22 protein-coding genes are annotated in these 22933 nt (G+C 65.9%); 12 read left to right on the top strand and 10 right to left on the bottom strand.

The features are described from left to right. Positions 1-4: 4 nt before the first annotated feature. Positions 5-1465, bottom strand: a complete 1461-nt coding sequence (locus DKG74_RS17230; protein WP_109907417.1) for a 2-hydroxymuconic semialdehyde dehydrogenase — start codon at positions 1463-1465, stop codon at positions 5-7. 248 nt (positions 1466-1713) lie between these two features. Here DKG74_RS17230 and DKG74_RS17225 point away from each other — a divergent pair, with 248 nt between their 5' ends. Next, positions 1714-3378 carry a sigma-54-dependent Fis family transcriptional regulator gene (locus tag DKG74_RS17225; RefSeq protein WP_109907416.1) on the top strand — a complete coding sequence of 555 codons (1665 nt, stop codon included), beginning with the start codon at positions 1714-1716 and terminating at the stop codon, positions 3376-3378. Between the two features lie 17 nt (positions 3379-3395). Here DKG74_RS17225 and DKG74_RS17220 read toward each other — a convergent pair whose 3' ends face one another. After that, complete coding sequence (locus DKG74_RS17220) at positions 3396-4301, bottom strand: LysR family transcriptional regulator (protein ID WP_109907415.1); 906 nt, start codon at positions 4299-4301, stop codon at positions 3396-3398. Between the two features lie 238 nt (positions 4302-4539). Here DKG74_RS17220 and DKG74_RS17215 point away from each other — a divergent pair, with 238 nt between their 5' ends. From DKG74_RS17215 to DKG74_RS17165, 11 genes are all read left to right on the top strand, one after another. Next, the gene (locus tag DKG74_RS17215; protein WP_207779398.1) at positions 4540-6183 is read left to right on the top strand and encodes a DUF1302 domain-containing protein; all 1644 of its coding nucleotides are present in this window, start codon (positions 4540-4542) and stop codon (positions 6181-6183) included. A gap of 31 nt (positions 6184-6214) precedes the next feature. After that, positions 6215-7567: a DUF1329 domain-containing protein gene (locus DKG74_RS17210; RefSeq protein WP_109907413.1), complete on the top strand. Its 1353-nt coding sequence runs from the start codon at positions 6215-6217 to the stop codon at positions 7565-7567. An 82-nt stretch (positions 7568-7649) separates the two neighbouring features. Beyond that, positions 7650-8792, top strand: a complete 1143-nt coding sequence (locus DKG74_RS17205; protein WP_109907412.1) for a WD40/YVTN/BNR-like repeat-containing protein — start codon at positions 7650-7652, stop codon at positions 8790-8792. Next, the gene (locus DKG74_RS17200) at positions 8792-11206 is read left to right on the top strand and encodes an efflux RND transporter permease subunit (RefSeq protein ID WP_109907411.1); all 2415 of its coding nucleotides are present in this window, start codon (positions 8792-8794) and stop codon (positions 11204-11206) included. The genes DKG74_RS17205 and DKG74_RS17200 overlap by 1 nt, the downstream gene beginning before the upstream one ends. 234 nt (positions 11207-11440) lie before the next feature. Further along, positions 11441-12370, top strand: a complete 930-nt coding sequence (locus DKG74_RS17195; RefSeq protein WP_109907410.1) for a catechol 2,3-dioxygenase — start codon at positions 11441-11443, stop codon at positions 12368-12370. Between the two features lie 10 nt (positions 12371-12380). Continuing rightward, a complete protein-coding gene (locus tag DKG74_RS17190; protein WP_109907409.1) occupies positions 12381-12644 on the top strand; it encodes a phenol hydroxylase subunit in 264 nt (87 codons plus the stop codon). 39 nt (positions 12645-12683) lie between these two features. Then, positions 12684-13676, top strand: coding sequence for an aromatic/alkene monooxygenase hydroxylase subunit beta (locus DKG74_RS17185; protein ID WP_109907408.1), 993 nt, complete (start codon positions 12684-12686; stop codon positions 13674-13676). A gap of 11 nt (positions 13677-13687) precedes the next feature. Next, positions 13688-13957: an MmoB/DmpM family protein gene (locus DKG74_RS17180; RefSeq protein ID WP_109907407.1), complete on the top strand. Its 270-nt coding sequence runs from the start codon at positions 13688-13690 to the stop codon at positions 13955-13957. Positions 13958-13971: 14 nt separating this feature from the next. After that, a complete protein-coding gene (locus DKG74_RS17175; protein ID WP_109907406.1) occupies positions 13972-15492 on the top strand; it encodes an aromatic/alkene/methane monooxygenase hydroxylase/oxygenase subunit alpha in 1521 nt (506 codons plus the stop codon). Positions 15493-15549: 57 nt separating this feature from the next. Continuing rightward, entirely contained in the window at positions 15550-15906 is a 357-nt protein-coding gene (locus DKG74_RS17170; protein WP_109907405.1) for a phenol hydroxylase subunit P4, read from the top strand. 1 nt (position 15907) lies between these two features. Then, a complete protein-coding gene (locus DKG74_RS17165; protein WP_109907404.1) occupies positions 15908-16966 on the top strand; it encodes an NADH:ubiquinone reductase (Na(+)-transporting) subunit F in 1059 nt (352 codons plus the stop codon). A gap of 33 nt (positions 16967-16999) precedes the next feature. On the opposite strand, the gene DKG74_RS17160 is transcribed toward DKG74_RS17165, so the two are convergent. Genes DKG74_RS17160 through DKG74_RS17125 form a run of 8 tightly spaced genes read right to left on the bottom strand, consistent with a single transcriptional unit; the run spans position 17000 to position 22933 of the window. Continuing rightward, positions 17000-17983, bottom strand: coding sequence for a 2Fe-2S iron-sulfur cluster-binding protein (locus DKG74_RS17160; protein ID WP_109907403.1), 984 nt, complete (start codon positions 17981-17983; stop codon positions 17000-17002). A 3-nt stretch (positions 17984-17986) separates the two neighbouring features. After that, positions 17987-18304: a non-heme iron oxygenase ferredoxin subunit gene (locus DKG74_RS17155; RefSeq protein WP_207779397.1), complete on the bottom strand. Its 318-nt coding sequence runs from the start codon at positions 18302-18304 to the stop codon at positions 17987-17989. A gap of 14 nt (positions 18305-18318) precedes the next feature. Continuing rightward, positions 18319-19107, bottom strand: coding sequence for an SDR family oxidoreductase (locus tag DKG74_RS17150; protein ID WP_109907401.1), 789 nt, complete (start codon positions 19105-19107; stop codon positions 18319-18321). Position 19108: 1 nt separating this feature from the next. Further along, entirely contained in the window at positions 19109-19621 is a 513-nt protein-coding gene (locus tag DKG74_RS17145) for a flavin reductase family protein (protein ID WP_109907400.1), read from the bottom strand. Then, complete coding sequence (locus DKG74_RS17140) at positions 19611-20876, bottom strand: styrene monooxygenase/indole monooxygenase family protein (RefSeq protein WP_109907399.1); 1266 nt, start codon at positions 20874-20876, stop codon at positions 19611-19613. Before DKG74_RS17140 ends, DKG74_RS17145 begins: the two co-directional genes overlap by 11 nt. Before the next feature lie 26 nt (positions 20877-20902). Further along, on the bottom strand, positions 20903-21382 hold the full coding sequence (locus tag DKG74_RS17135) for a nuclear transport factor 2 family protein (protein ID WP_165837734.1): 480 nt from the start codon (positions 21380-21382) through the stop codon (positions 20903-20905). A 2-nt stretch (positions 21383-21384) separates the two neighbouring features. Further along, positions 21385-21723: a hypothetical protein gene (locus DKG74_RS17130; protein ID WP_109907397.1), complete on the bottom strand. Its 339-nt coding sequence runs from the start codon at positions 21721-21723 to the stop codon at positions 21385-21387. Positions 21724-21733: 10 nt separating this feature from the next. After that, complete coding sequence (locus tag DKG74_RS17125) at positions 21734-22933, bottom strand: aromatic ring-hydroxylating oxygenase subunit alpha (RefSeq protein WP_109907396.1); 1200 nt, start codon at positions 22931-22933, stop codon at positions 21734-21736.

Raw genomic sequence — 22933 nt, 5'->3', positions numbered from 1 at the left:
GGCCTCACAGCTTGATGCAGACATTGCTGGTCTCGGTATAGAACTCAAGGGAATGGACGCCGCCCTCGCGGCCGATGCCCGACATCTTGCTGCCGCCGAAAGCGGTGCGCAGGTCGCGCAGGAACCAGGAGTTCACCCAGACGATGCCGACCTCGATCGCCGCCGCCATGCGGTGGGCACAGGCGAGATTTGTGGTCCAGATCGTGGTCGACAGGCCGTAGTCGTTGGCATTGGCGAGGGCGATCACCTCGGTTTCGGTATCGAAGGGCCGGATGTGACAGCAGGGGCCGAAGATTTCCTCGCGCACCACCGAGGCGGTCTCGGGCAGGCCGGTCCAGATCGTCGGCTGCACCCAATGGCCGCCGGCAAGTTCGGCCGGCATCTCGGGCACGCCGCCGCCGGTTACCAGGGTCGCGCCTTCGTCGACCGCCTTCTTGTAATAGGACAGGACCTTCTGCTTGTGCTCGGCGCTGATCAGCGGGCCGTAGTCGACGCCCCTGGTCTCGGGCCGGCCGAAGGTGACGCCTTCGACCCTGGCCTTGAGGGCGGCGACGAAGCGATCGAAGATCGGGCGCTGGACATAGACCCGCTCGGTGCCGAGGCAGACCTGTCCGGTGTTGAGGAAGGCGGAGCGGAAGATGCCGTCGACCGCCTTGTCGAAATCGGCGTCGGCGAAGACGATGCCGGCATTCTTGCCGCCCAGCTCGAAGGAGACGTCGCGGATCCCTTCCGCCGCCGCCTTCATGATCGCCGTGCCGGTGCCGGTCTCGCCGGTGAAGGTGATGGCGTCGACGCCGCTGTGCCTCGTCAGGAATTCGCCGGCCGAGCCCGGGCCGAAACCGTGGATGACGTTGAAGACACCCTTCGGAATGCCGACCTTGTTCATCACTTCGCCGAGCAGGGTCGTCGTCAGCGGGGTTTCCTCCGACGGCTTCACGACGACGGCATTGCCGCAGGCGAGGGCGGGGCCGACCTTCCAGGTCATCAGCAGGAAAGGCGCGTTCCACGGCGCGATCACCGCGATCACGCCCTTGGGCCGGCGCAGGCCGTAGTTCAGCGCGCCGGCACCATCCGGTGTCGGCAGGACGAAACTCTCGGTCGGGACATTCTTCACGACATCGGCGAAGACCTTGAAATTGGCCGCGCCGCGCGGGATGAAGGCATGGGTCATCACATGGTGCGGCTGGCCGGTGTCGGCCATTTCGGCGGCGACGAAATCGTCGAAGCGGCGGGTGATCTCGTCGGCGACGCCATGCAGCAGGTCGCAACGCTGATCGGTGCCGAGGCGGCCCCATTCGCCCTTGAGGGCGGCGCGGGCGGCGAGCACGGCGGCATCGACCTCGGCCGCGCCCGCCTCGGCGATGGAGGCGATGACGGTGCCGTCGACCGGCGCGACCTTGTCGAAGCGGCGCCCGCTGGCGCTGCCCGTGAACTGGCCGTCGATGAAATTCTGAACCTGACGCATGGTTCCCCCTGGAAGCCCGGCGCGTTGCCCCTCGCCGCCGGGCGAGGGCATGGCCGATGTGGTTTGGCCGTCAGCATAGGAATCGAAAGGGATACCCGTCTAATACTAAGGGGACAGTGAGTTGATACCGGAAAGGTATGCCTTGGCCGTTCAGTTTGTGCTTGCCAGCGGGGGGGCGTTCATGGCCCGAATGAAGAAAGCGGCCCCTGAAAAAGCCGCGCGGGACATGGAAACGGGGAATTCGGGCGATGCTGCGCAAAAGGTTGATCGAACAGTTCAACCTCCGCTCCCGGCTGAAATTCGACGTCGAAGGCGGCCGGATCTGGCTGGACGAGAACCGCATGTTGCTGGTTCACGCCAAGGCGCTGGCGGCTGTCCGGCACGAGCTGTTCGATACCCTGGGGCCCCGGCGGGCGCAGGGCGTGCTGATGCGCATGGGCTTCGCGACCGGGCGCCAGGACGCCGATCTCGCGACCAAGCTGGTCGGGGCCGGCAACGATTACGATGTCTTCAATATCGGTCCCGTGCTGCACGGCTTCGAGGGCGTGGTGAAGAGCGAAATCACCGAAGCCGAGATCGACTGGGAGAAGGGCAGTTTCTTCGGCACGGTCGAGATGGACGGCTCGTGGGAAGCGCAATGTCACATCGAGCAATATGGCGTCGGCAGCGAATGCGCCTGCTGGAGCCTGGTCGGCCATGCCTCGGGTTACGTCAGCCAGTTTTTCCGCCGCTTCATCCTGTTCCGCGAGGTGAAATGCGTGGCGCGCGGCGACGACCGCTGCGTGATGGTGGCGCGCCCGGCGGAAGCCTGGGGTGACGACGCCTTTCTCGACAATTTCAAGTCGGCGGAAGGCGATGCACCGTTTCGCGAGCTCGAGGCGGAACTGTCGTCCCTGCGCGGGCGGCGGCCGTCGCGCCGGGCATCGGGGCGGCTGGTCGGCGCTTCGCCCGGGTTCCGCACGGCCTTCGACATGCTGGCCAAGGCGGCGGCGACGCCGATCACCGTCCTGCTGCTGGGAGAGACGGGGGTGGGCAAGGAAATGTTCGCCCGCTGGCTGCACGACAACAGCCCGCGGGCCGACGGCCCCTTCGTCGCCATCAACTGCGGCGCGATCCCCACCGATCTGATCGAATCCGAGCTGTTCGGCGTGCAGCGCGGCGCCTTCACCGGCGCGCAGCAGTCACGGCCCGGCCGCTTCGAGCGGGCGGATGGCGGCACGCTGCTGCTCGACGAGGTGGGCGACCTCAGCCTCGCGGCGCAGGTCAAGCTGCTGCGGGTCTTGCAGACCGGCGAGGTGGAGCGGCTGGGCGACGACAGGCTGCGCAAGGTGAAGGTGCGCGTGGTCGCGGCGACCAATGTCGATCTGAAGCAGGCGGTGGCGGCGGGGCGTTTCCGGGCCGACCTCTATTACCGTCTCGCGACCTATCCGGTGGAAATTCCGCCGCTGCGCGAGCGCAAATCCGACATCCCGCTGCTGGCCACGGCAATGCTGGAGCGCCTGTCGGCGGTCTACGGCAAGACCTTCCTCGGCATCAGCGACTGGGCGCTGCGAGTCCTGCAGGCGCATCACTGGCCGGGTAACGTGCGCGAGCTGGAAAATCTGCTGGAACGCAGCGTGATCCTCGCCCCGGACGGCGGCTGGATCGAGGCGGAACACCTGTTTCCCGACGGGCCGCCCCAGGGCATGGACGGCGTCGCCGTCGACCGCCATGGTCATGTCGGCGCCCCGCAGCCGGCCGGAAGCGATGTCGACCGCTTGCTGACCGAAGGCTTCGATCTCGAAGCGCACGAGCAGCGCCTGCTCCGCCTGGCCACGGATCGCGCCGGCGGCAACCTGACCCGGGCCGCGCGTCTGCTGGGCATCACGCGGCGCCAGCTCGCCTATCGCCTGAAGCGGGGCGGGGGCGAGTGAGACTTGCCGGATAACGTCTAGGCCTGTTTCGGCAGGCCGGCGCGAAAGGCCCGCACGGTCCCGAGGAAGGCGGCGAGGATCGGCGTTTCGTCGTCGCGGCGATAGATGCAGCTGAGATCGACAGACCAATGGGCCGGACGCTCGGAGATCGGGCGGAAGACGACCCCGGGCAACGTCAGGGCGGTCAGCGATTTCGGCACGATGCAGATGCCGAAGCCCGAGGCGACCAGGGCGACACCGGTAACGGCATCGCCCACTTCCTGCGTGATCCGGGGAAAGAAACCGACCTCGGCGCAGATCGCGATCACCTTGTCGATGAAGTTCGGCCGGCCTTCGCGTGGAAACAGGATCAGCGGGTGATCCTTCAGCGCACGGAACGGAATGCTGTCCAGGCGTGACAAGGGGTGTTTCTCGTTCACGGCAAGCAGCAGGGGTTCGGTGAAGATCAGTTCGCTGGTCAGGTCGGGCTGGGGCACGAGCATCCGGTTGAAGCCGACATTGATCCGGCGCTGGCGCAGGGCCTCGATCTGCTCGGCCTTGCCCATCTGGTGCAGATGCACCTTCACCCCGGGGTAAGTCTCGTTGAAGGCGAGCATGATCTTCGGAATGGCGTCGATGATGCCCGAGCCGAAAATCGCGACGTCGAGCCGGCCGAGACGGCCCTTCGCCGCCTCCAGCGTCCGTTCCGTCGCCTGCTCGAACAGAAGGGCGATGTTCCGCGCCTCTTCGAGAAACAGGCGGCCGACGGCGGTCAGCTCCATGCCCTTGGGAGTCCGGATGAACAGGGTGACGCCCAGTTCGTCCTCGATCTGCTTGATCTGGCGGGTCAGGGGCGGCTGCGAGATGTGCAGGCGCCGAGCGGCGCGGCCGATGTTCTCTTCTTCGGCGACGGCGATGAAATACTTCAACTGGCGGAAATCCATCTGGTCGTTCCTTGTCCGAATGGATGATGTCCATACCATATCGGTATTGAGTGGCGTCCCCAACGGTATTGGACAGTATGCACTCCGATTCATACCGTGGCCATGGGCTCGATGTCCGACCGCTCGAATGGGGGGCGGGGCATCGCTGCAACCATGAATTCAGGAAAAGGCCGGAACAGGCCGCACGGAGGACGCGATGGCAGGGGGACCAATGCCTCGGCACGACAAGAACATTTCCTTGGCTACGGCGGTTTCCGCTATCGCTCTGGCGGTTGTCGTCGGGACATCTTTTTCCGCACAGGCGGCACCGATCGACACCGGCAATCCGGATATTGCGATTTATTTCGACAATACGTTGAAATACTCGCTCGGCTGGCGCGTGGAGAACCCGTCGGCCGAGGTGGCCAATAATTCCATAGGTGTTCAGGCCAATACCGACGACGGTGACCTGAATTTCGACAAGGGCCTGATTTCGAACCGGGTCGATCTGCTCAGCGAATTCGGCCTGACCTACAAGCGTGACTTCGGTTTCCGGATCAGCGCCGCGGCCTGGTACGACGATGTCTACATGGGCAAGAACGACAATCCGGGCGCCTTCGGCGGTGCTCTGGTGAATACCACCAGCGCGCCCTACAACCGCTTCTCGGACGAGGCTCAGGACTTGCACGGCCAGAATGCCGAGCTGCTCGACGCTTTCGTCTTCGGCAAGATTGCGATTGGCGACACCGGGCTCAACCTGCGCGCCGGCCGCTTCACCCAGCTTTACGGCGAAAGCCTGTTCTTCGGCTCGAACGGCATCGCCGCGGCCCAGACCTCGCTCGACCTCGTCAAGGCGCTGTCGGTGCCGAATTCCCGTTTCCAGGAAATCCTGCGCCCCATCGGGCAGGTCACCGGGCAGATCCAGCTGTCGTCGGAACTCTCGCTCGGCGCCTACTATCAGTTCGAATGGCGCAAGACCCGGTTGCCTGCGGCCGGCAGCTATTTCAGCTTCGCCGATTTCGTCGACGACGGCGGCGAGACCCTGATCCTCGGCCCCGGGGCCATCGCCCATCGCGGTTCGGACATTGATGCCCGCGACCAGGGGCAGGGCGGCGCCCAGATCCGCTGGACCCCGGGCGATGTCGAATACGGTTTCTATGTCGCCAATTTCCACGACAAGATTCCGCAGTTCTACGTCCGGCCGGGCGTGAACGTCGAGCCGGGTACCATCGGCGACTACCTGCAGGTCTTCGGCGAGGACATCTTCACGGTCGGCGCCAGTGCCAGCACGCTGATCGGCGATACCAATGTCGCGGGGGAAATCTCTTTCCGCGACAACATGCCCCTCGTCGCCAGCGGCAACGCGGTGATCATCCCGGGCAACACCACCGCCGACGGTGGCGACAACGCGGCCTTCCCGGTCGGCCGCACGCTGCACGCCAATGTCTCGGCGATCTCGGTCTTCAACGAGAGCGCCTTGTGGCAAGGCGCGTCGATCATCGGCGAATTCGCCTATAACAACCGCCTGTCGATCGACAAGAACGCCGACCAGCTCGACCCGCTGGCGACCAAGGACGCAGGCGCGCTGCAGTTCATCTTCACGCCCGAATATTTCCAGGTCCTGCCCGGCGTCGACCTTCAGGTGCCGATCGGCGTCTCCTACGGCCTGTTCGGCCGCTCCTCCGTCAGTGGCGTGCTCTTCCCCTCCGAAGGGGGCGGTGTGATCAGCCTCGGGGTCAAGGCCGACTACCAGAAGACCTGGCAGGCCAGCCTCAGCTTCGCCCACTACTACGGCTCGGAAGGCTCGATCGTGCTCTACGACACGGCGGTGCCCGAGCTGTCCTACAAGAACTTCCACGGCGACCGCGATTTCATCGCCCTGTCGATCCAGCGCACGTTCTGAGAACGAAAAGAGTTACACGGAGGATTCCCGGATGAACAAGCTGAAAGCAGCCCTGGCGACGCTGGCCGCCATGACGGCGCTGTCGGGTGCCGCCTTCGCCGCCACGACGGCGGAAGAGGCGGCGAAACTGAAATCAACCCTGACGCCGCTCGGCGCGGAAAAGGCCGGCAATGCCGACGGCTCGATCCCCGCCTGGGACGGCGGGATCAAGGATCTGCCGGTCTCGGGCGCCATGGGCGACATCCCGACGGCGATCTTCCCGGGCGAAAAGCCGCTGTTCCAGGTCACCGCCGCCAACATGGGCCAGTATGATGCCCTGCTGACCGACGGCACCCGCGCGCTGCTGAAGAAGTTCCCCGACACGTTCCGCCTCGACGTCTATCCGAGCCATCGCACGGCGCGGGCATCGCAGGCGGTTTACGACCGCACTTTCACCAATGCGACGGCTTGCGAGGCGATCGACGGTGGCCTGTCGCTGAAGGGCTGCATCGGCGGCATTCCCTTCCCGGTGCCGGCTTCCGGCGCCGAGGTGATGTGGAACTACCTGATGCGTGTCGAGGCGCCCTCCATCGAATACAGCTTCAAGAATATCGTCGGCAACGCGGATGGCACCCATACGCTGGCGACCCGCAACCAGATCTCGTTCCAGTATCCGTTCTATTACCCGGACGCCACCGCCGACGGGTTCAAGGGCGAATACGCCATGCTGCGTTTCAACACACTGGAGCCGCCGTTCAAGGCCGGCGAATCCCTCGTCATCCGCGACAGCATCGACCCGGCCGACCCGCGCAAGGCCTGGCAGTATCTGGTCGGCCAGCGCCGCGTGCGCCGCGCCCCCACCGTCGCCTACGACACACCGGACTTCGTTGCCTCTGGCGCCAATTACTTCGACGAAGTGCAGGGCCTGTTCGGCGCCATCGACCGCTACACCTGGAAGCTGGTCGGCAAGAAGGAGCTGCTGATCCCCTATAACAACAACGGTTTCATCGGCGCGAGCGAGGCCGAGGCGGTCGCCAAGAACCACCTCAACCCCGACAAGGTCCGCTGGGAGCGTCACCGCGTGTGGGTGGTCGAGGCGACGGTCGCGGAAGGCAAGCGCCATGCGGTGCCGAAGCGCACCTATTATCTCGACGAGGACACCTGGCTGCTGTCCCTGATGGACGGTTACGATGCCGAGGGCAAGCTGTGGCGCACCACCCAGATGACGCCCTTCATCGTGCCCGCGGTGCCGGCTACGCTGGTCAAGACGGCGACCGTCTTCAACCTGCAGGCCAACACGATGAGCATCATTCAGGCCCTGAACGGCGAGACCTTCAAGGTCGTGCCGCAGAAGCCGGAAACCTACTTCACCGGCGACGCCGTCGCCGCCGAAGGGATGCGCTGAGGCGTTACACGGGCCTGTCCTTCGGGACAGGCCCCTCCGGCCCCCTGGTGCGGGCCTGCTTGTTTGGAATGGACAGACGCTTATGCCCACTTCGTTTGGCGGGCGACGCCCCCTCCTTGCCTTCGCGGCTCTGGTGCCGGTCCTTGGCCTCGCGCTTGGCGCGGGTGAGGGACGGGCGCAGGGTGAAACTGCCGCGGTGACGGCGCCCATCGTGCCCGATCTCATGGACCTGCCGGCCGCCGCCAATCCGCGCGCGACCCAGATGCTGCAACTGTCCATCGCCCGGGCCGGGCAGCGCCTGGTTTCGGTCGGCGAAGGCGGCATCGTGCTGCTGTCGGACGATGGCGGCGCCAATTGGCGTCAGGCCACATCCGTGCCGGTCAGCGTCACCCTGACCGAAGTCGCTTTCGCCGACGAGAAGCAGGGCTGGGCCATCGGCCATAGCGGCGTCGTGCTGCACAGCGCCGATGGCGGCGAGACCTGGGGGCGTCAGCTTGACGGTAATGGCGCGGCCAGGGCCGTGCTGGCCGAGGCCGAAGCCCTGAAGGCGGCGGGCAATCCGGCCGCGGATGCGGCGCTTCGCAACGCCAATTACATGATCGCCGACGGGCCGGACAAACCCTTCCTCGGCATCAGCTTCATCGACGACAAGCGGGGCTGGATCGTCGGCGCCTATGGCCTCGCGCTGGAAACCCGCGACGGCGGTGCCAGCTGGCAGTCGATCGCCGCCCGCATTCCCAACAAGGGGGGCAAGCATCTCTATGCCGTCGCGCCGCTGGATGGCGGTCTCGTTGTCGCGGGCGAACAGGGCGCCCTGTTCGCCGCGCCCGGCCTCGATGCGGCCTTCACGGCGGTCGAAAGCCCCTATGACGGCACCTTCTTCGGCCTGCTTGGCCTCCAGGGCGGCGGCCTCCTCGCTTACGGCCTGAAGGGCAATGCCTGGCGCGCCGATGCCGGCCTCGCCGACTGGCGGCGGATCGACCTTGGCGCCGATGCCACGGTCACGGCGGGGCTGCGCCTGGCCGACGGCAGCCTGCTGCTCGGCGACGAGGGCGGGCGCCTTTTGCGCAGCACCGATGAAGGGGCGAGCTTCGTCCCCATGGGCAGTGCCGGCGGCACCGGCCTGACGGCGGTCCGGCAGGCGGCTGATGGCGCCTTCGTGGTGGCGGGTCCGCGTGGCAACCACCGTATCGACAGCAATCCGAAGGCCCAGGAGGCATACTGATGGCCCACGCCCCCGCGAGTTCCGTCGGCCCCGTCATCGCCCGGCTGGAGGATTTCGATTCCCGCTCAGGCACGGTGGTCGAGCGCGGCTTCTTCAACAACCGCCTGATCGTCATTCTGCTCTGCGTGCTGGTGACCGGCTTCCTCGGCTGGCGCAGCGCCGACCTCCGGCTGAACGCGGCCTTCGAGAAGATGATCCCCACGGGCCATCCCTATATCGCCAACTTCCTCGAGAACCGCAAGCAACTGGCCGGCATGGGCAATTCCCTGCGCATCGCGGTCGAGACGAAGGAGGGCACGATCTTCGATGCCGCCTATCTCGACACGTTGCGCCAGCTGAACGACGAATTGTTCCTGCTGCCCGGCGTCGACCGGCCCTATATGAAATCGCTCTGGGCGCCGGCCGTGCGCTGGAGCGGCGTGACCGAGGAGGGCCTCGACGGCGGCCCGGTGATCCCCGACGATTACAAGGGCTCGCCCGAAGACCTGGAACAGGTGCGGCTCAACGTCGAGCGTTCGGGCGAAATCGGCCAGCTGATCGCCGCCGACTACAAGTCCAGCATCGTTCTCGTGCCGCTGCAGGAGCGTATCGCCGAAACGGGCGAGCGTATCGACTATTACGCCGTCTCCGAACGGATCGAGGCGTTGCGGAGCAAATATGAGAAGGGCGGCATCGTCATTCATGTGACCGGCTTCGCCAAGGTCGTGGGCGATCTCATCGCCGGGTTGAAGCAGGTGCTGATCTTCTTCGCCGCCGCGATCGCGATCTGCACCGCCGTGCTCTACTGGTACACGCGCTGCATCCGCTCGACCCTGCTCGTCGTGCTGTGCTCGCTGATCGCCGTCATCTGGCTGCTCGGCCTCCTGCCGCTGCTCGGCTATGAACTCGATCCCTATTCGATGCTGGTACCCTTCCTCGTCTTCGCCATCGGCATGAGCCATGGCGCGCAGAAGATGAACGGCATCATGCAGGATATCGGGCGCGGCACCCACAAGCTGATCGCGGCCCGTTACACCTTCCGCCGGCTGTTCCTGGCGGGCCTCACGGCCCTGCTCGCCGACGCGGTCGGCTTCGCCGTGCTCATGGTGATCGACATCAAGGTCATCCAGGACCTTGCCGTCACCGCCAGCATCGGCGTCGCCGTGCTGATCTTCACCAATCTCGTGCTGCTGCCCATCCTGCTGTCCTATACCGGGGTCAGTCAGGCCGTCGCCCGGCGCTCGCTGCGCGCCGAACTGGCGGAGCAGGGCGACGTCGCCCACAAGAAACATCCCTTCTGGGCCTTCCTCGACCTCTTCACCCGCCGCCGGGGCGCGACGGTCGCGGTCGTGCTCGGCGCGGTCATGGGGCTCGGCGGGCTCCTCGTCGCTCTCGACCTCAAGATCGGCGATACCGACCCCGGCGCGCCCGAGCTGCGCGCCGACTCCCGCTATAATCGGGACAATGCCTTCATGGTGCGGAACTATGCCGCCAGCAGCGACGTCTACATCGTCATGGTGCGGACGCCGCAATATGCCTGCGCCCATTACAACACGCTGATGGCGGTCGACGCGCTCGAGCGGGACTTGCGCCGGCTGCCGGGGGTCGAGACGACCAATTCGCTGGCCGGCCTCGCCAAGATCGCCAATGCCGGCATGAGCGAGGGCAGCCTGAAGTGGTATGCCGTGCCCCGGTCGCAGGACATGCTGAACGCGATCATCACCCGCGCCCCGCGTGAGTTGTTCAATCAGAACTGCGACCTGCTCACGGTCTATGCCTATCTGAAGGACCATCGGGCCGACACGCTCGACGCCGTGGTCGCCACGGTCGAGGCTTTCGCCGCCCGCTACAATAGCGCCGATATCCGCTTCCTCAACGCCGCCGGTAACGCCGGCATCGAAGCGGCGACCAATATCGTCGTGAAGCAGGCCAACCGCGAGATGCTGTTCCTCGTCTATGCCGCGGTGATCCTGCTCGCCTTCGTCACCTTCCGTTCCTGGCGCGCCGTCGTCTGCGCGGTGGTGCCCCTCATCATCACCTCGATGCTGTGCGAGGCGCTGATGGTCGGGCTGAACATCGGCGTCAAGGTCGCGACCCTGCCGGTGATCGCCCTCGGCGTCGGCATCGGTGTCGACTATTCGCTCTATGTGATGACCGTGACCCTGGCGCGGCTGCGCGACGGCATGACGCTTTCGGAAGCCTACTACCAGGCCCTCGTCTTCACCGGGAAGGTCGTCGTGCTGACGGGCATCACCCTCGGCATCGCGGTCGCGACCTGGGCGCTGTCACCGATCAAGTTCCAGGCCGACATGGGCATCCTGCTCGCCTTCATGTTCGTCTGGAACATGGTCGGCGCCCTCGTGCTGCTGCCCGCGCTCGCCCATTTCCTGTTGCCCCGCAAAGGGGGCGCGAACACTCCCGTCGGGGTTGCGTGATGACGGCGCCCGGCACCGAAGGTCTGCGTGACCATTTTGTAAGGCAGCGCCTGCGGCCTGACAAAAGCGTCCACGGGTTCATGCGATTCGGGGCGAGCGGAACGATAAAATCATAAGTATATCAATGAATTGGCGTATTTGGCACGGAACGTGCTGTGTAACGGGTGTCCGATGCGTCCGGGGTGAACCCGGGCGTCGTCGAGCCAAGAAGTTCATCGTGGAGGAAATCGCATCATGGCAATGACAGGTGTTCTGCGCCCGGGACATGCCCAGGTCCGCGTGCTCGATCTCGAAGCGAGCATCAAGTTCTATCGTGACGTTCTCGGTCTCGTCGAGACCGGCCGCGACGCGCAGGGGCGCGTCTACTTCAAGTGCTGGGATGAGCGCGATCACAGCAGCTATGTGATCCGGGAGGCCGACAGCGCCGGCATCGACTTCTTCGGCTTCAAGGTGCTGGACAAGGCGACGCTGGACCGGCTTGAGGCCGATCTCCGCGCCTATGGTCTCGCGACCACCCGCATTCCGGCGGGTGAAATGCTGGAAACCGGCGAGCGCGTCCGCTTCCAGCTGCCCTCTGGCCATCTGATCGAGCTTTATGCCGAGAAGACCGCGGTCGGCAACGGTCTCGGCACCACCAACCCGGCGCCCTGGGGCGCCAGCCGCGAACATGGCATCGCGCCGATCCGCCTCGACCATGGTCTGCTCTATGGACCCAATATCGCCGAGGTGCAGAAGATTTTCGTCGATGTCCTCGGCTTTTATCTGGTCGAGCGGGTGCTGACCGAAGACGGCCAGACGAGCGCGGCGGTTTGGCTTTCCTGCTCCCACAAGGTGCACGACATCGCCTTCGCCGAATATCCCGAGCCCGGCAAGCTGCACCATTGCTCGTTCCTGATGGAGAGCTGGGAAAGCGTGCTGCGCGCCGGCGACATCATGTCGATGAACAAGGTCGCGGTCGATATCGGACCCACCCGTCACGGCATCACCCGAGGCTGCACCATCTATGCCTGGGACCCTTCCGGTAACCGCTTCGAGACCTTCATGGGCGGCTATCACCCCTATCCCGACTACGAGCCGCTGACCTGGACCTTCGACAATTTCGGCCAGGGTCTCGACTACCCGCAGCGCAAGCTGCACGAGACCTTCCTGACGGTCGTGACCTGAGGGCGCCGCCATGAACGGCCAGCGCCCGGCAGACACGCTCGACGCCGACCGGCGCTACGTCCGGGTGCGGCGAGAGCGGGAGGACGGTTTCATCGAGTTCGATTTCGCCATCGGCGATCCCGATGTCTTCGTCGAACTCGTGCTGCGGCGCGATGCCCTCGCGGATTTCTGCGCCGCCAACAAGGTTGAACTGCTGCCGGCCGGGACGGCCGGCGGCGAAACCGACGACTGGACGTGGCGACTGGCGGACGCGAGGGACACCCGCTTCCGCTGAAGAGCCACCGAACGAACACGACGTCAGGGAGACAGCATCATGCAAATCGACCTTCGCACGGTCACCATCGAGCCGCAGCGCCAGGCCTTCGACCATCTGGTGCGCCGCTTCGGCGACAAGCCGGCCTCGCGCTATCAGGAAGGCAGCTACGATATTCAGGCGACCGAGAACCTGCACTATCGTCCCACCTGGGATCCGCAGCAGGAACTCTACGACAAGGCGATCACGCAGATCGTCATGAAGGACTGGTACGATCTGAAGGATCCGCGCCAGTTCTTCTACAACACCTATACGCTGACCCGCGCCCGTCAGCAGGAAGCGGCCGAGTCCAATTTCCGCTTCATCGAGACCCATGGCCTTGCCAATGTCGTCTCCCCCGCCCTGCGCGAGAAGGCGCTGGCGGTGCTGGTGCCGCTGCGCCATGTCGCCTGGGGCGCGAACCAGAACAACACCTATATCTGCGGCTATGGCTACGGCACGGTCTTTACCCAGCCCTGCATCTACCAGGCCATGGATCATCTGGGCATCGCCCAGTATCTCTCGCGCATCGGCCTCGCCTTCGGCGGCACCGAGGCGCTGGCAGCCGGCAAGAAGGCCTGGATCGACGCTCCGGCATGGCAGGGCCTGCGGCGTTACATCGAGGATTGCCTCGTCACCCGCGATCCGTTCGAGCTGTTCGTCGCGCAGAACGTCGCCCTCGACGGTCTGCTCTATCCGCTCGTCTATGGCGACATGGTCGACAGCGGCTGGGCCGCCGAAGGCGGTTCGGGCCTCGCGCTCGCCACCCAGTTCATGGCCGACTGGTTCGACGAGACCCGCAAGTGGATTGACGCCGTGATGAAGGTCGCGGCGGCGGAATCGGCGGCCAATCGCGACACGCTGACCGCATGGGCCGGCACCTGGGGCGCCCGCGCCGCGGAAGTCCTGCTGCCCGTCGCCCGCCTCGGTCTTGGCGAGCAGGCGGAAGAGGTGATGGCCGAGCGCCGCGCCGAACTCGCCGCCCGTCTCGCCAAATCCGGCATCAAGATCTGAGGGAGGGAGCCATGTCTTCCGTATTCATCGCCCTGCAGGCGAATGAGGAAACCCGCCCGATCATCGAGGCGATCGAGGCGGATAATCCGCAGGCCCGGGTCTCGCGCGAGCCGGCCATGGTGAAGATCGACGCGCCGGGCCGCCTGGTGATCCGCAAGCAGACGATCGAGGAAAACCTCGGCCGCGATTTCGATCTGCAGGAACTCCACGTGAACCTGATCACCCTGAGCGGCCATGTCGACGAGGACGACGACATGCTGACGCTGCACTGGGACCGCTAGGAAGGATAGCCGCCATGGACATGAAGACCCCCGAGAAGAAGCTCGGCATCAAGGAACGCTATCGGTATCTGACCCGCGATCTCGCGTGGGAGCCGAGCTATCGCTCGCACGACGAAATCTATCCCTATCTCGCCTATGAAGGCATCAAGATCCATGATTGGGACAAGTGGGAAGACCCCTTCCGCCTGACCATGGATGCCTACTGGAAATACCAGGGAGAGAAGGAGCGGAAGTTCTATGCGATCATCGACGCCCATGCGCAGAACAACGGCCATCTGAACATCACCGACGGCCGCTATCTCTCGGCGCTGAAGATTTTCCTGCAGGCGATCAGCCCGGGCGAATATGCGGCGCATAAGGGCTTCTCGCGCGCAGGGCGTGAATTCGCCGGCGCCGGCACCCAGGTCGCCTGCCAGATGCAGGCGCTGGACGAAATCCGCCACGCCCAGACGCAGATCCACGCGCTCTCGAACTACAACAAGTATTACAACGGCTTCCACGCCTTCTCGGACCACCGGGACCGCATCTGGTACACCTCGGTGGCGCGCTCCTTCTTCGACGACGCGATGGCGGCGGGTCCGTTCGAATTCATGATCGCCATCGGCTTCTCGTTCGAATACGTCCTGACCAACCTGCTGTTCGTGCCCTTCATGTCGGGTGCCGCCTATAATGGCGACATGGCGACCGTGACCTTCGGCTTCTCCGCCCAGTCGGACGAGGCGCGTCACATGACCCTCGGCCTCGAGTGCATCAAATTCATGCTCGAGCAGGACCCGGACAATCTGCCGATCGTGCAGAAGTGGATCGACAAGTGGTTCTGGCGCGGCTTCCGCGTGCTCGGCCTCGTCAGCACCATGATGGATTACATGCTGCCCAAGCGCGTCATGTCCTGGCGCGAGGCGTGGGAAATCTATGGTGTCGAGAACGGCGGCGCGCTGTTCAAGGACCTCGCCTTCTACGGCATCCGCCCGCCCAAGGGCTGGGAAGACGCGGGCAAGGCGATCGACCACATGTCACATCAGTTCATGCTGGGCTTCTACCAGTGGCGCTTCGGTACCGCCTTCCACAGCTGGATCCCGTCGGACGACGACATGAACTGGCTGTCGCAGAAATATCCGACGACCTTCGACAAATACTATCGGCCGCGTTGGGACTACATCCGGAAGGCCGAGGCCGAGGGCAAGCCGTTCAAGAACTTCGGCCTCGCCAAACTGTGCCAGTGCTGCCAGTTGCCCTGCGTCTTCACCGAGCCGGACGACCCGTCGCAACTGTGCCACCGTCAGACGACCTACAAGGGCGAAATCTATCACTTCTGCTCCGACGGCTGTCAGGACGTGTTCGAGAACGAGCCGGAGAAATACGTCCAGGCCTGGCTGCCCATGCCGCAGCTGTTCCAGGACCCGGTGAATGGCGATCTCGCCGCCTGGATGGACTGGGCCTTCCTGACCGATGGCAAGGACAACGGCGAATATCCGGGCTCGGGCGACCAGCTGAACTTTGACCGCTGGCGCGGCCTCGCCACCAGCAACACCTGATGGACACAAGGGGGCGGCGCCCATGCGCGCCGTCCCGCCACACGGGAGGATACAAAGATGACCGTCGCCGCACGCGCACCCTATGATTTCAAGCCCCGCGACCTCGTGGAGAATTTCCACGGCAAGCAGATCGTCTATGCCAGCTGGGACCGGCACCTGCTGTTCGCAGCGCCTTTCCTGATCTGCGTGCCGCCGGACACGACGTTCCGCGCATTCGTCGAGGGGCCGCTGGCCCAGTTGCTGGCGATCGACCCGGATGCCGCCGCCATCGACTGGACAACCGCCGAATGGCAGAAGGGCAACGATGCCTTCACGCCCGATTTCGACCAGAGCCTGGCCGCCAATGGCATCGCCCACAAGGAATTGATCCGGTTGCGCACGCCGGGGCTCAACAGCATCACCGCGGCGGCCTGAGATGGCTTACGAGCTGACGATCCAGCCGCTCGGCACGACGATCGAGATCGAGGAGGGGCAGACCATCCTCGATGCCGCGCTGCGCGCCGGCATCTATCTGCCCCATGCCTGCTGCCACGGTCTCTGCGCCACCTGCAAGATCGACGTGATCGAGGGCGAGGTCGATTACGGCGAAGCCTCCAGCTTCGCCCTGATGGATTTCGAGCGGCAGGAGGGCAAATGCCTCGCCTGCTGCGCCCGCCCGGAAAGCGACCTCGTCATCGAAGCCGAGATCGAGGAAGACCCGGACGCGCAGAACCTGCCGGTGAAGGATTTCGCCGGCACGGTCGCCCGCATCGAAAGCCTCAGCCCGACCATCAAGGGCGTGTGGATCAGGCTGGATGATCCCGCCGCCTTCGTCTTTCAGGCGGGGCAATATGTGAACCTGGACCTGCCGGGCGGCATCGGCACGCGCGCTTTCTCCGTCGCCTCGGCCCCGGGCGCGGCGGAGGTGGAGCTGAACATCCGCATCGTGCCCGGCGGTCGTGGCACGGCCTTTATCCACGAGACCCTGAAGGCGGGCGACCGCATCGGTTTCTCCGGCCCCTACGGCCGCTTCTTCGTGCGCAAGTCGGCGCAGGTGCCGCTGATCTTCATGGCCGGCGGCTCCGGCCTGTCCAGCCCGCGTTCGATGATCCTCGACCTGCTGGCCGAGGGTTTCGATCTGCCGATCACCCTCGTCTACGGCCAGCGCCACCGTGCCGAGCTTTATTATCACGAGGACTTCCTTGCCCTCGCCGCGAAACACGCGAATTTCACCTATGTCCCCGCGCTGTCGGACGAGCCGGCGGACAGCGGCTGGAACGGCGCTCGCGGTTTCGTGCACGATGCCGCGCGGGAACATTTCGCCAATGACTTCCGCGGTCACAAGGCCTATCTCTGCGGCCCGCCGCTGATGATCGAGGCCTGTATCGGCACGCTGATGAAGGGCCGCCTGTTCGAGCGCGACGTCTACACCGAAAAATTCCTCTCGGCCGCCGACGCCCAGCAGGTGCGCAGCCCGCTGTTCAAGGCGATCTGACAGGGTGGGGGCCGGACGTCCGGCCCCTGTCCTTCAGAAGAACCGGTCGAAGCGCAGGCGGGAGGCGGGCAGTCCCTGCTCGACCAGCAGCAGGGCTTCGAGCGCCTGCATCATCATCGGTGGCCCGGCGCAGTAATAGTCGAAATCGTCGAAACGGCCGGCGGCGAAAGCGGCCAGCGCCTCGTGGGCGAAGCCTCGGGGCAGGCCGCCCGTGTCGTCACCCGAAACGACGGGCCGGTAATCCAGCCGCGCGCCGAGGCCGATCAGCGCCTCGGCCCAGCCGGCGCCGGGCAGGTCCGCCGCCGCCCGTCCCGCGTGGATGAAATGGACGCGGCGGCCGTCGTTCGGATCGGCGGCGATGCCCCGCGCGATCGAGACCATGGGGGCGAGGCCCGAGCCCCCGGCGACACAGACGATATCGCGCGTGCCCGGCCGCAGATGGGCGAGGCCGAAGGGTCCGTCCAGTTCGACCGACGCCGGCGGGGCATCGAACAGCCATCCGGTCATGGCGCCGCCGGGCACGCGGCGGATCTGGAAATGCCATTCCCCGGCCGTGTTGGCGATATTCGACAGGGAATAGGCGCGGCGCGGTCCGCCGTCCACGCTCAGCATGGCGTATTGCCCGGGCAGGAATGCCGCCGGTGCCTCGGTCGCGAAGCGGAACTCACGGATGTCGCGGGTGATGTCGGCGGCGCCGATCAGCCGCGCCCGCTGGCGCCGGGGCGGGACCGGCGGCACGCAGGCGGGATCGAGGCGCAGGCGAATGCGGCAGTCGCCAACGGGGCGCGACTGGCAGGCCAGTACCCGGCCCTTGCGCCGGTCCCGGTCGGAAAGGCCGGGGGCGTCTGGCCAGAGCGTTTCGATGCTGCCCGCCGTCACCTCGACCTTGCAGGTGCCGCAACCGCCCGCATTGCATTCGTAAGGCATCCCGAGGCCGGCGCGCAGGCCCGCCGCCAGCAGCGTGTCGCCATCGGCGCAAGGGACGCGAGGGCCGCCTTCGATCTCGATTTCACTCATGGTTCAGCCGAGCAGGTAGAGCGCGCCGTCGCGGCACTCGAAGGCATGAATTTTCAGGGCGATGGTGCAGGGCGCGCCGCAGGGCTTGCCGGTCGCGAGGTCGAAGGCGCCGGAGTGCCAGGGGCATTCGACCACGCATTCGTCCGCGTCGATCTCGCCTTCCGACAGCGAGGCCTCGCCATGGGTGCAGGTATCGTCGGTCACGAAGAAACGGCCGCCGACGTTGAACACGGCGAGGGGCGGGCGGCCGGCGCGCTCGATCTTCAGGGCGCCGCCGTCGGGCACGTCGGCCGCGCGGCACAGGAAGGTTTCGGTGTTCATCACGCCTCCGTCGCTCATGATGTGAATGCCGCCATGGGATTGCCGCGCCCCTCGGGGCCGAGGGCGAGGTAACCGCCGTCGACCGCCAGCGTGGTGCCGGTGATCAGCGAGGCCGCCGGGGACAGCAGGAAGGCGACGGCTGCCGCCACCTCGGCGGGGTCGCCCACCCGGCCGGTCAGGTGAAAGGCGCCGGCGATGCGGTCGGCCTTGGCCCGGTCGCCACCCGAGAGGCCGGCGATGGGCGCCGACCAGGTCCAGCCGAGCGAGACGGCATTGACCCGCGTGCCCTCGGCCGCGAGGTCGAAGGCTTCGCTGCGGGTGATCTGTTCGAGAGTTGCCTTGGTCGCCGGATAGAGCCAGCGGCCCCCTTGCGCGACACGGCCGGAAACGCTGGTGACATTGACCACGGCGCCGCCGCCGACCGCCGCCATATGGGGCCGGCAGGCGGCCAGCATCATGACGCCGCCAAAGACATTCACGTCGAAGGCATCGTGCCAGTCCTGCCGGGTCGAGGCCGGACCCCGGTCGATGTAGCAGGCGGCGAGATTGACGAGACCGTCGATCCGGCCGAAAGCCGCTAGTGTTTCTTCGACGCATCGCGCGATGGCGACATCGTCGGTCACATCGGTCGAGACGAAACGGCAGGCGTCGCCGAAGCCGGCGGCGATGGTCGCCCCCGCGGGGTCGATGTCGGCGAGGGTGACCCGGGCGCCGGCCTCGATCAGGGCGGCGACCACGGCGGCGCCGATCAGGGTGGCGCCCCCGGTGACGATGGTGGCCTTGCCGGCCAGATCCGCTGTCATGTCAATTTCTCCGTGTCGGCACGCCGGTAAAGGCGCCGTTACAGAACACCAGGGCTTCTGCCCCCTCGGTCCGGCGGTGGCGCAGCACGCGGCCGATCAGGATCAGGTGGTCGCCGCCGTCGACCACCTGTTCGCGCGCGCATTCCATCTGGGCGAGGCTGCCCGGGACGAGGGGGACGCCGCCCGCCCCCGCTTCAGTGTCGAGGCCGGCGAAACGGTCCTCCCCCGGGCGGGAGAAGCGCAGGCACAGCGCCTCCTGATCGCGGGAGAGGATGTTCACCGCGAAATGACTGGCGGCCGAAAACAGGCCAAGGCGGGGCGATGTCTTCGCCAGGCTCCACAGGATCAGCGGCGGATCGAGCGAGACCGAGGCGAAGGAATTGATGGTCAGCCCGACCCGCTCGCCGCCGGGGGCCATGGTGGTGACCACGGCGACCCCGGTCGCGTAGAGCCCGAGGGCGCGGCGGAACTCCCTCGGGTCCGCCGCCACCGCCTGCGCCGCCTCAGGCGACATGGCCGACCTTGCCCGCGACATAGGCCCGAGCCGCCTCGAGGCTGGCGATCGCCGGCCAGAAGCGGCTGGGATCGTTGAAGTTGCCGACGAAATCGTCGGCGATGGCCGGGAATTTCGAGGCGGCGCCGAGGATTTCCTGGATTGACGGTGGCGGCGGCACCAGCAGGCCATTGGTGAAACCGGTGGTGAACTGGCCAGAGCGTTCCCAGAAACCGGCATAGAGGTCTTCCATCCACTCGCGGGTGAAGGGCGCGTCGCCCCGGGCGACGATGGCGTCGAGATAGGCCGTGACCATGCGGGTGGCATTATTGGCACCCTGCCCGGCGATGGGATCGTTCAGGACGACGGCGTCGCCGATACCGAACACCAGCCGGCCGGAGGGCAGCTGGCCGACGGCCTTGCGGATGACGGGCGTGAAACTGCCCTTCAGCCAGGCATTGGCGTCGGTGATTTCCATGTCGTCGGGGACATGTTCCACCTCGTCGGGGGTGAGCTGCTTCACCGCCTGCCGCACGCGCGCGACCATGTCGTCGCCATCGCGGACATCGCCGAAAATATCCATCGGGCCGCCGGGGATCGCCTCGAACAGGAAGCTGCGGCATTCGCCCTTGGTATGCGTGTAATAGGGCAGGGAGAAATATTCGCCCGCGCCGGCGATGAAGTTGAAGCGCATCGGGCGGAAGGGGATGTCGCGCCACGGCCGCGGCCCGGTCAGATTCGAGCCGGTGACGAGCACGGCGGCGAGATTGCGCGGCGGCACGCTGTGCACCGATTTCTCGTCGTCACGCTCGAACAGGGCGGCGATGGCGCCCTTGCCGGCGGCGACGATGCACAGGTCGTTCGCGGCCGAAATCTCGTCGAGATCGGCGAGGCTGACGTTCTTCACGACGAGCCGGCCGCCGCGGCGGGCGAATTCGTCCATCCAGCGGTGGAACTTGGTGCGCATGTCGAGCGCTTGGCCGTGATTGTCGTGCAGCCGGCCCTGGACGGTAAGGCCGACCGTGCCGTCAGGCGCGCGGAAGTCGACATGGATGCCCTCGGCATAGGGCGCGGCCTCTTCCCAGAAATTGAGACCGAGGGCACGCTCGACCTTCAGCGAGCTTTCGAACAGGAAGGTGGTGGAGGGCAGGCGGCTGTGCAGCACCTGTTCCGACGTGCGGTCGGAATAGATGGTGACGTCGTAACCCTTGTCGATCAGGCCGAAGCCGAGGAGGAGGCCGGCCTGGCCGCCGCCGATGATGGCAATCTTGCGCATGGGGTGGTTCCTGTAATGCTGGAAGTTCAGACCGTGGTGAAGCCATCCGCGTGCGGACTGATCAGGGACAGGGCGAGGGTGACGTGGCGAAAACGCCAGACCCCGTCCACGCGGCGCAGGCGGCTGTCATAAGTGCCGCCCAGCCAATGCGCGACGGGTGCATCGCCCGGCCGCGCCGCGATCTTCGAGGTCTCCCACAGCCACCAGCGGCAGCGGGCGGTATCGCCTCCCTCGTCGATCTCGATGATGGGCGAGGTCATGAAATGCAGGGTCCAGACGATCTGCTCGCGCGCGATGCTTGAAATCGCGTCGAGGATCGTCTCGCGCCCTTCGTGGCGGCCGAAGCCCTCGGCCTCCCAGACGGCATCCTCGGTGAAGAGGTCGCGGAAGATCGCGGGATCGTTCCGCCGGTCGGCGCCGAGGGCGTAGCGACCGACGAGGTCCCGGATCGCCTCGGCGCTTTCCAGCCGGTCGAGCCGGCCCTCGAGGGCTGCCGTCCGCGCCACGATCAGGCCGCCTCTTTGCCGTGCTCGGCGACGAAGCGGGCCTCGTCGAAGCTGAAGGGGACGCGCGGGTCGCCCTTGTAGAGCTCGACATGGGGCGCGACCTCGGCCAGCGACAGCGCCATCCAGTAGACCGGCCGCGCCTCCTCGGGCAGCTGACCGAGGGGGAACTGGTCGACATAGGTCAGGATGCGCGGCAGCAGCGGCAGGGCGGCATCGTAGAACGCGCGGAGTTCCCCGGTCGAAGCGTTGATGCGCATCTGCTGGCGCCCGTCCTGGGTCGGCTGCGCCCAGGCGAGGAAGGGGGTCAGGGTTTCGAAAGCCTTGGGAAGAAGGGTCGTCATGATCTTGTCCTCACTCCGCCGCCATGAATTTTTCGAGGGCGTGGTAACCGTGGCGGATCAGGATTTCGTCGTCCTGAAGGTGCATCACCTGCTTCGCCCCGGATTCGAGCGCAGTCTGGGTGTCCTCCATGGTCGCGGTGTCTTCCAGCCAGGCGTTGCGCTGCAGGACCTGGGCGAATTCCTGTGCCCAGCGTTCCGAATTGGTCTTCGGCTGCGGCACGCAATAGCGCCCTTCCCAGCGGGTGCGGTTGTGCGCGATGGGCCAGAACTGGTGGGTGAACCAGATGCCTTCCGAGATGTGCAGGAGGAGGTTGGGGAACAGCACGCAAAGCTCGAAGGCGAAGTCCGGGCGCTTGTCGGGATTGATCGTCGGCGGCAGCATGGTCGCTGCCTTGGCCGAAACCAGCGAGGCGCCGGACAGGCCATTGGCGATCTTGGCGACCGGCTTCGGCTCGGCGTCGAGGGTCAGGCAGACCGCCGTCGTCCGGTGCGGGCCGGCGAGGAGGACATTCTGCAGGCCCGACGAGAAGACGTTGGGGAAAGAGCCGGCGTGGATGGTGGCGACGTGATAGGCCTCGGCGAAGGCGTCGTGGGCGACTTTCCAGTTGCAGTTCAGCTCGGTGTTATAGGCATAGACCTTGGTCATGTCGCCATAGGGGAAGCCGCCCATGTGCTTGCCCATGTCGCCCAGGAATTCGGCGACCGTCTCGGTGCCGGCGGGATCGAGGTTGACGAAGACGAAGCCTTCCCAGACATCGGTGCGGATCGGGGTCAGGCCATTGTCCGCCCGCTCGAAGCAGGAATGGAATTTGCCTTCTTCCGGCACCGAGACGAGATCGCCCTTGGCGTCATAGACCCAGCCATGGAAGCGGCAGGTGACGACCGCGGCCTTGCTCGAGCCGAAGGTTTCGTCGCCATGCTCGACCACGACCTTGTTGCCGCGATGCGAACAGGTGTTGTGGAAGCCGCGGATGACGCCGTCCTTGCCCCGGATCAGGATGACCGAGGTCTGGGCGAAGGCCAGCTTCTTCACCTTGTAATCGCCGGGGTTCGGGATTTCCTCGACCCGGGCGACCTTCAGCCAGGTCTTCTTGAAGACCTTTTCCATCTCCCGTTCGAAGAATTCGGGGGAGACGCAGGGCTCGACGGGGATGGGACCGGTGCCAAGCTCGGGGTAGGCGGCGGCCCAGCGCTGTTCAGTCTGTGACAT

The sequence above is a fragment of the Zavarzinia aquatilis genome, assembly GCF_003173035.1.
In the GTDB taxonomy this organism is placed as follows: Bacteria; Pseudomonadota; Alphaproteobacteria; order Zavarziniales; family Zavarziniaceae; genus Zavarzinia; species Zavarzinia aquatilis.
This window is presented reverse-complemented; position numbering and strand designations above follow the sequence as displayed.

Excerpts from the sequence above, each read along its gene's own strand:
- DKG74_RS17225 (WP_109907416.1), top strand. The coding sequence starts at position 1,714 with ATGCTGCGCAAAAGGTTGATCGAACAGTTCAACCTCCGCTCCCGGCTG.
- DKG74_RS17170 (WP_109907405.1), top strand. The coding sequence starts at position 15,550 with ATGACCGTCGCCGCACGCGCACCCTATGATTTCAAGCCCCGCGACCTC.
- DKG74_RS17165 (WP_109907404.1), top strand. The coding sequence starts at position 15,908 with ATGGCTTACGAGCTGACGATCCAGCCGCTCGGCACGACGATCGAGATC.
- DKG74_RS17185 (WP_109907408.1), top strand. The coding sequence starts at position 12,684 with ATGCAAATCGACCTTCGCACGGTCACCATCGAGCCGCAGCGCCAGGCC.
- DKG74_RS17180 (WP_109907407.1), top strand. The coding sequence starts at position 13,688 with ATGTCTTCCGTATTCATCGCCCTGCAGGCGAATGAGGAAACCCGCCCG.
- DKG74_RS17200 (WP_109907411.1), top strand. The coding sequence starts at position 8,792 with ATGGCCCACGCCCCCGCGAGTTCCGTCGGCCCCGTCATCGCCCGGCTG.
- DKG74_RS17155 (WP_207779397.1), bottom strand. The coding sequence starts at position 18,304 with ATGAACACCGAAACCTTCCTGTGCCGCGCGGCCGACGTGCCCGACGGC.
- DKG74_RS17145 (WP_109907400.1), bottom strand. The coding sequence starts at position 19,621 with ATGTCGCCTGAGGCGGCGCAGGCGGTGGCGGCGGACCCGAGGGAGTTC.
- DKG74_RS17125 (WP_109907396.1), bottom strand. The coding sequence starts at position 22,933 with ATGTCACAGACTGAACAGCGCTGGGCCGCCGCCTACCCCGAGCTTGGC.
- DKG74_RS17205 (WP_109907412.1), top strand. The coding sequence starts at position 7,650 with ATGCCCACTTCGTTTGGCGGGCGACGCCCCCTCCTTGCCTTCGCGGCT.
- DKG74_RS17210 (WP_109907413.1), top strand. The coding sequence starts at position 6,215 with ATGAACAAGCTGAAAGCAGCCCTGGCGACGCTGGCCGCCATGACGGCG.
- DKG74_RS17160 (WP_109907403.1), bottom strand. The coding sequence starts at position 17,983 with ATGAGTGAAATCGAGATCGAAGGCGGCCCTCGCGTCCCTTGCGCCGAT.
- DKG74_RS17190 (WP_109907409.1), top strand. The coding sequence starts at position 12,381 with ATGAACGGCCAGCGCCCGGCAGACACGCTCGACGCCGACCGGCGCTAC.
- DKG74_RS17140 (WP_109907399.1), bottom strand. The coding sequence starts at position 20,876 with ATGCGCAAGATTGCCATCATCGGCGGCGGCCAGGCCGGCCTCCTCCTC.
- DKG74_RS17195 (WP_109907410.1), top strand. The coding sequence starts at position 11,441 with ATGGCAATGACAGGTGTTCTGCGCCCGGGACATGCCCAGGTCCGCGTG.
- DKG74_RS17150 (WP_109907401.1), bottom strand. The coding sequence starts at position 19,107 with ATGACAGCGGATCTGGCCGGCAAGGCCACCATCGTCACCGGGGGCGCC.
- DKG74_RS17175 (WP_109907406.1), top strand. The coding sequence starts at position 13,972 with ATGGACATGAAGACCCCCGAGAAGAAGCTCGGCATCAAGGAACGCTAT.
- DKG74_RS17130 (WP_109907397.1), bottom strand. The coding sequence starts at position 21,723 with ATGACGACCCTTCTTCCCAAGGCTTTCGAAACCCTGACCCCCTTCCTC.
- DKG74_RS17230 (WP_109907417.1), bottom strand. The coding sequence starts at position 1,465 with ATGCGTCAGGTTCAGAATTTCATCGACGGCCAGTTCACGGGCAGCGCC.
- DKG74_RS17220 (WP_109907415.1), bottom strand. The coding sequence starts at position 4,301 with ATGGATTTCCGCCAGTTGAAGTATTTCATCGCCGTCGCCGAAGAAGAG.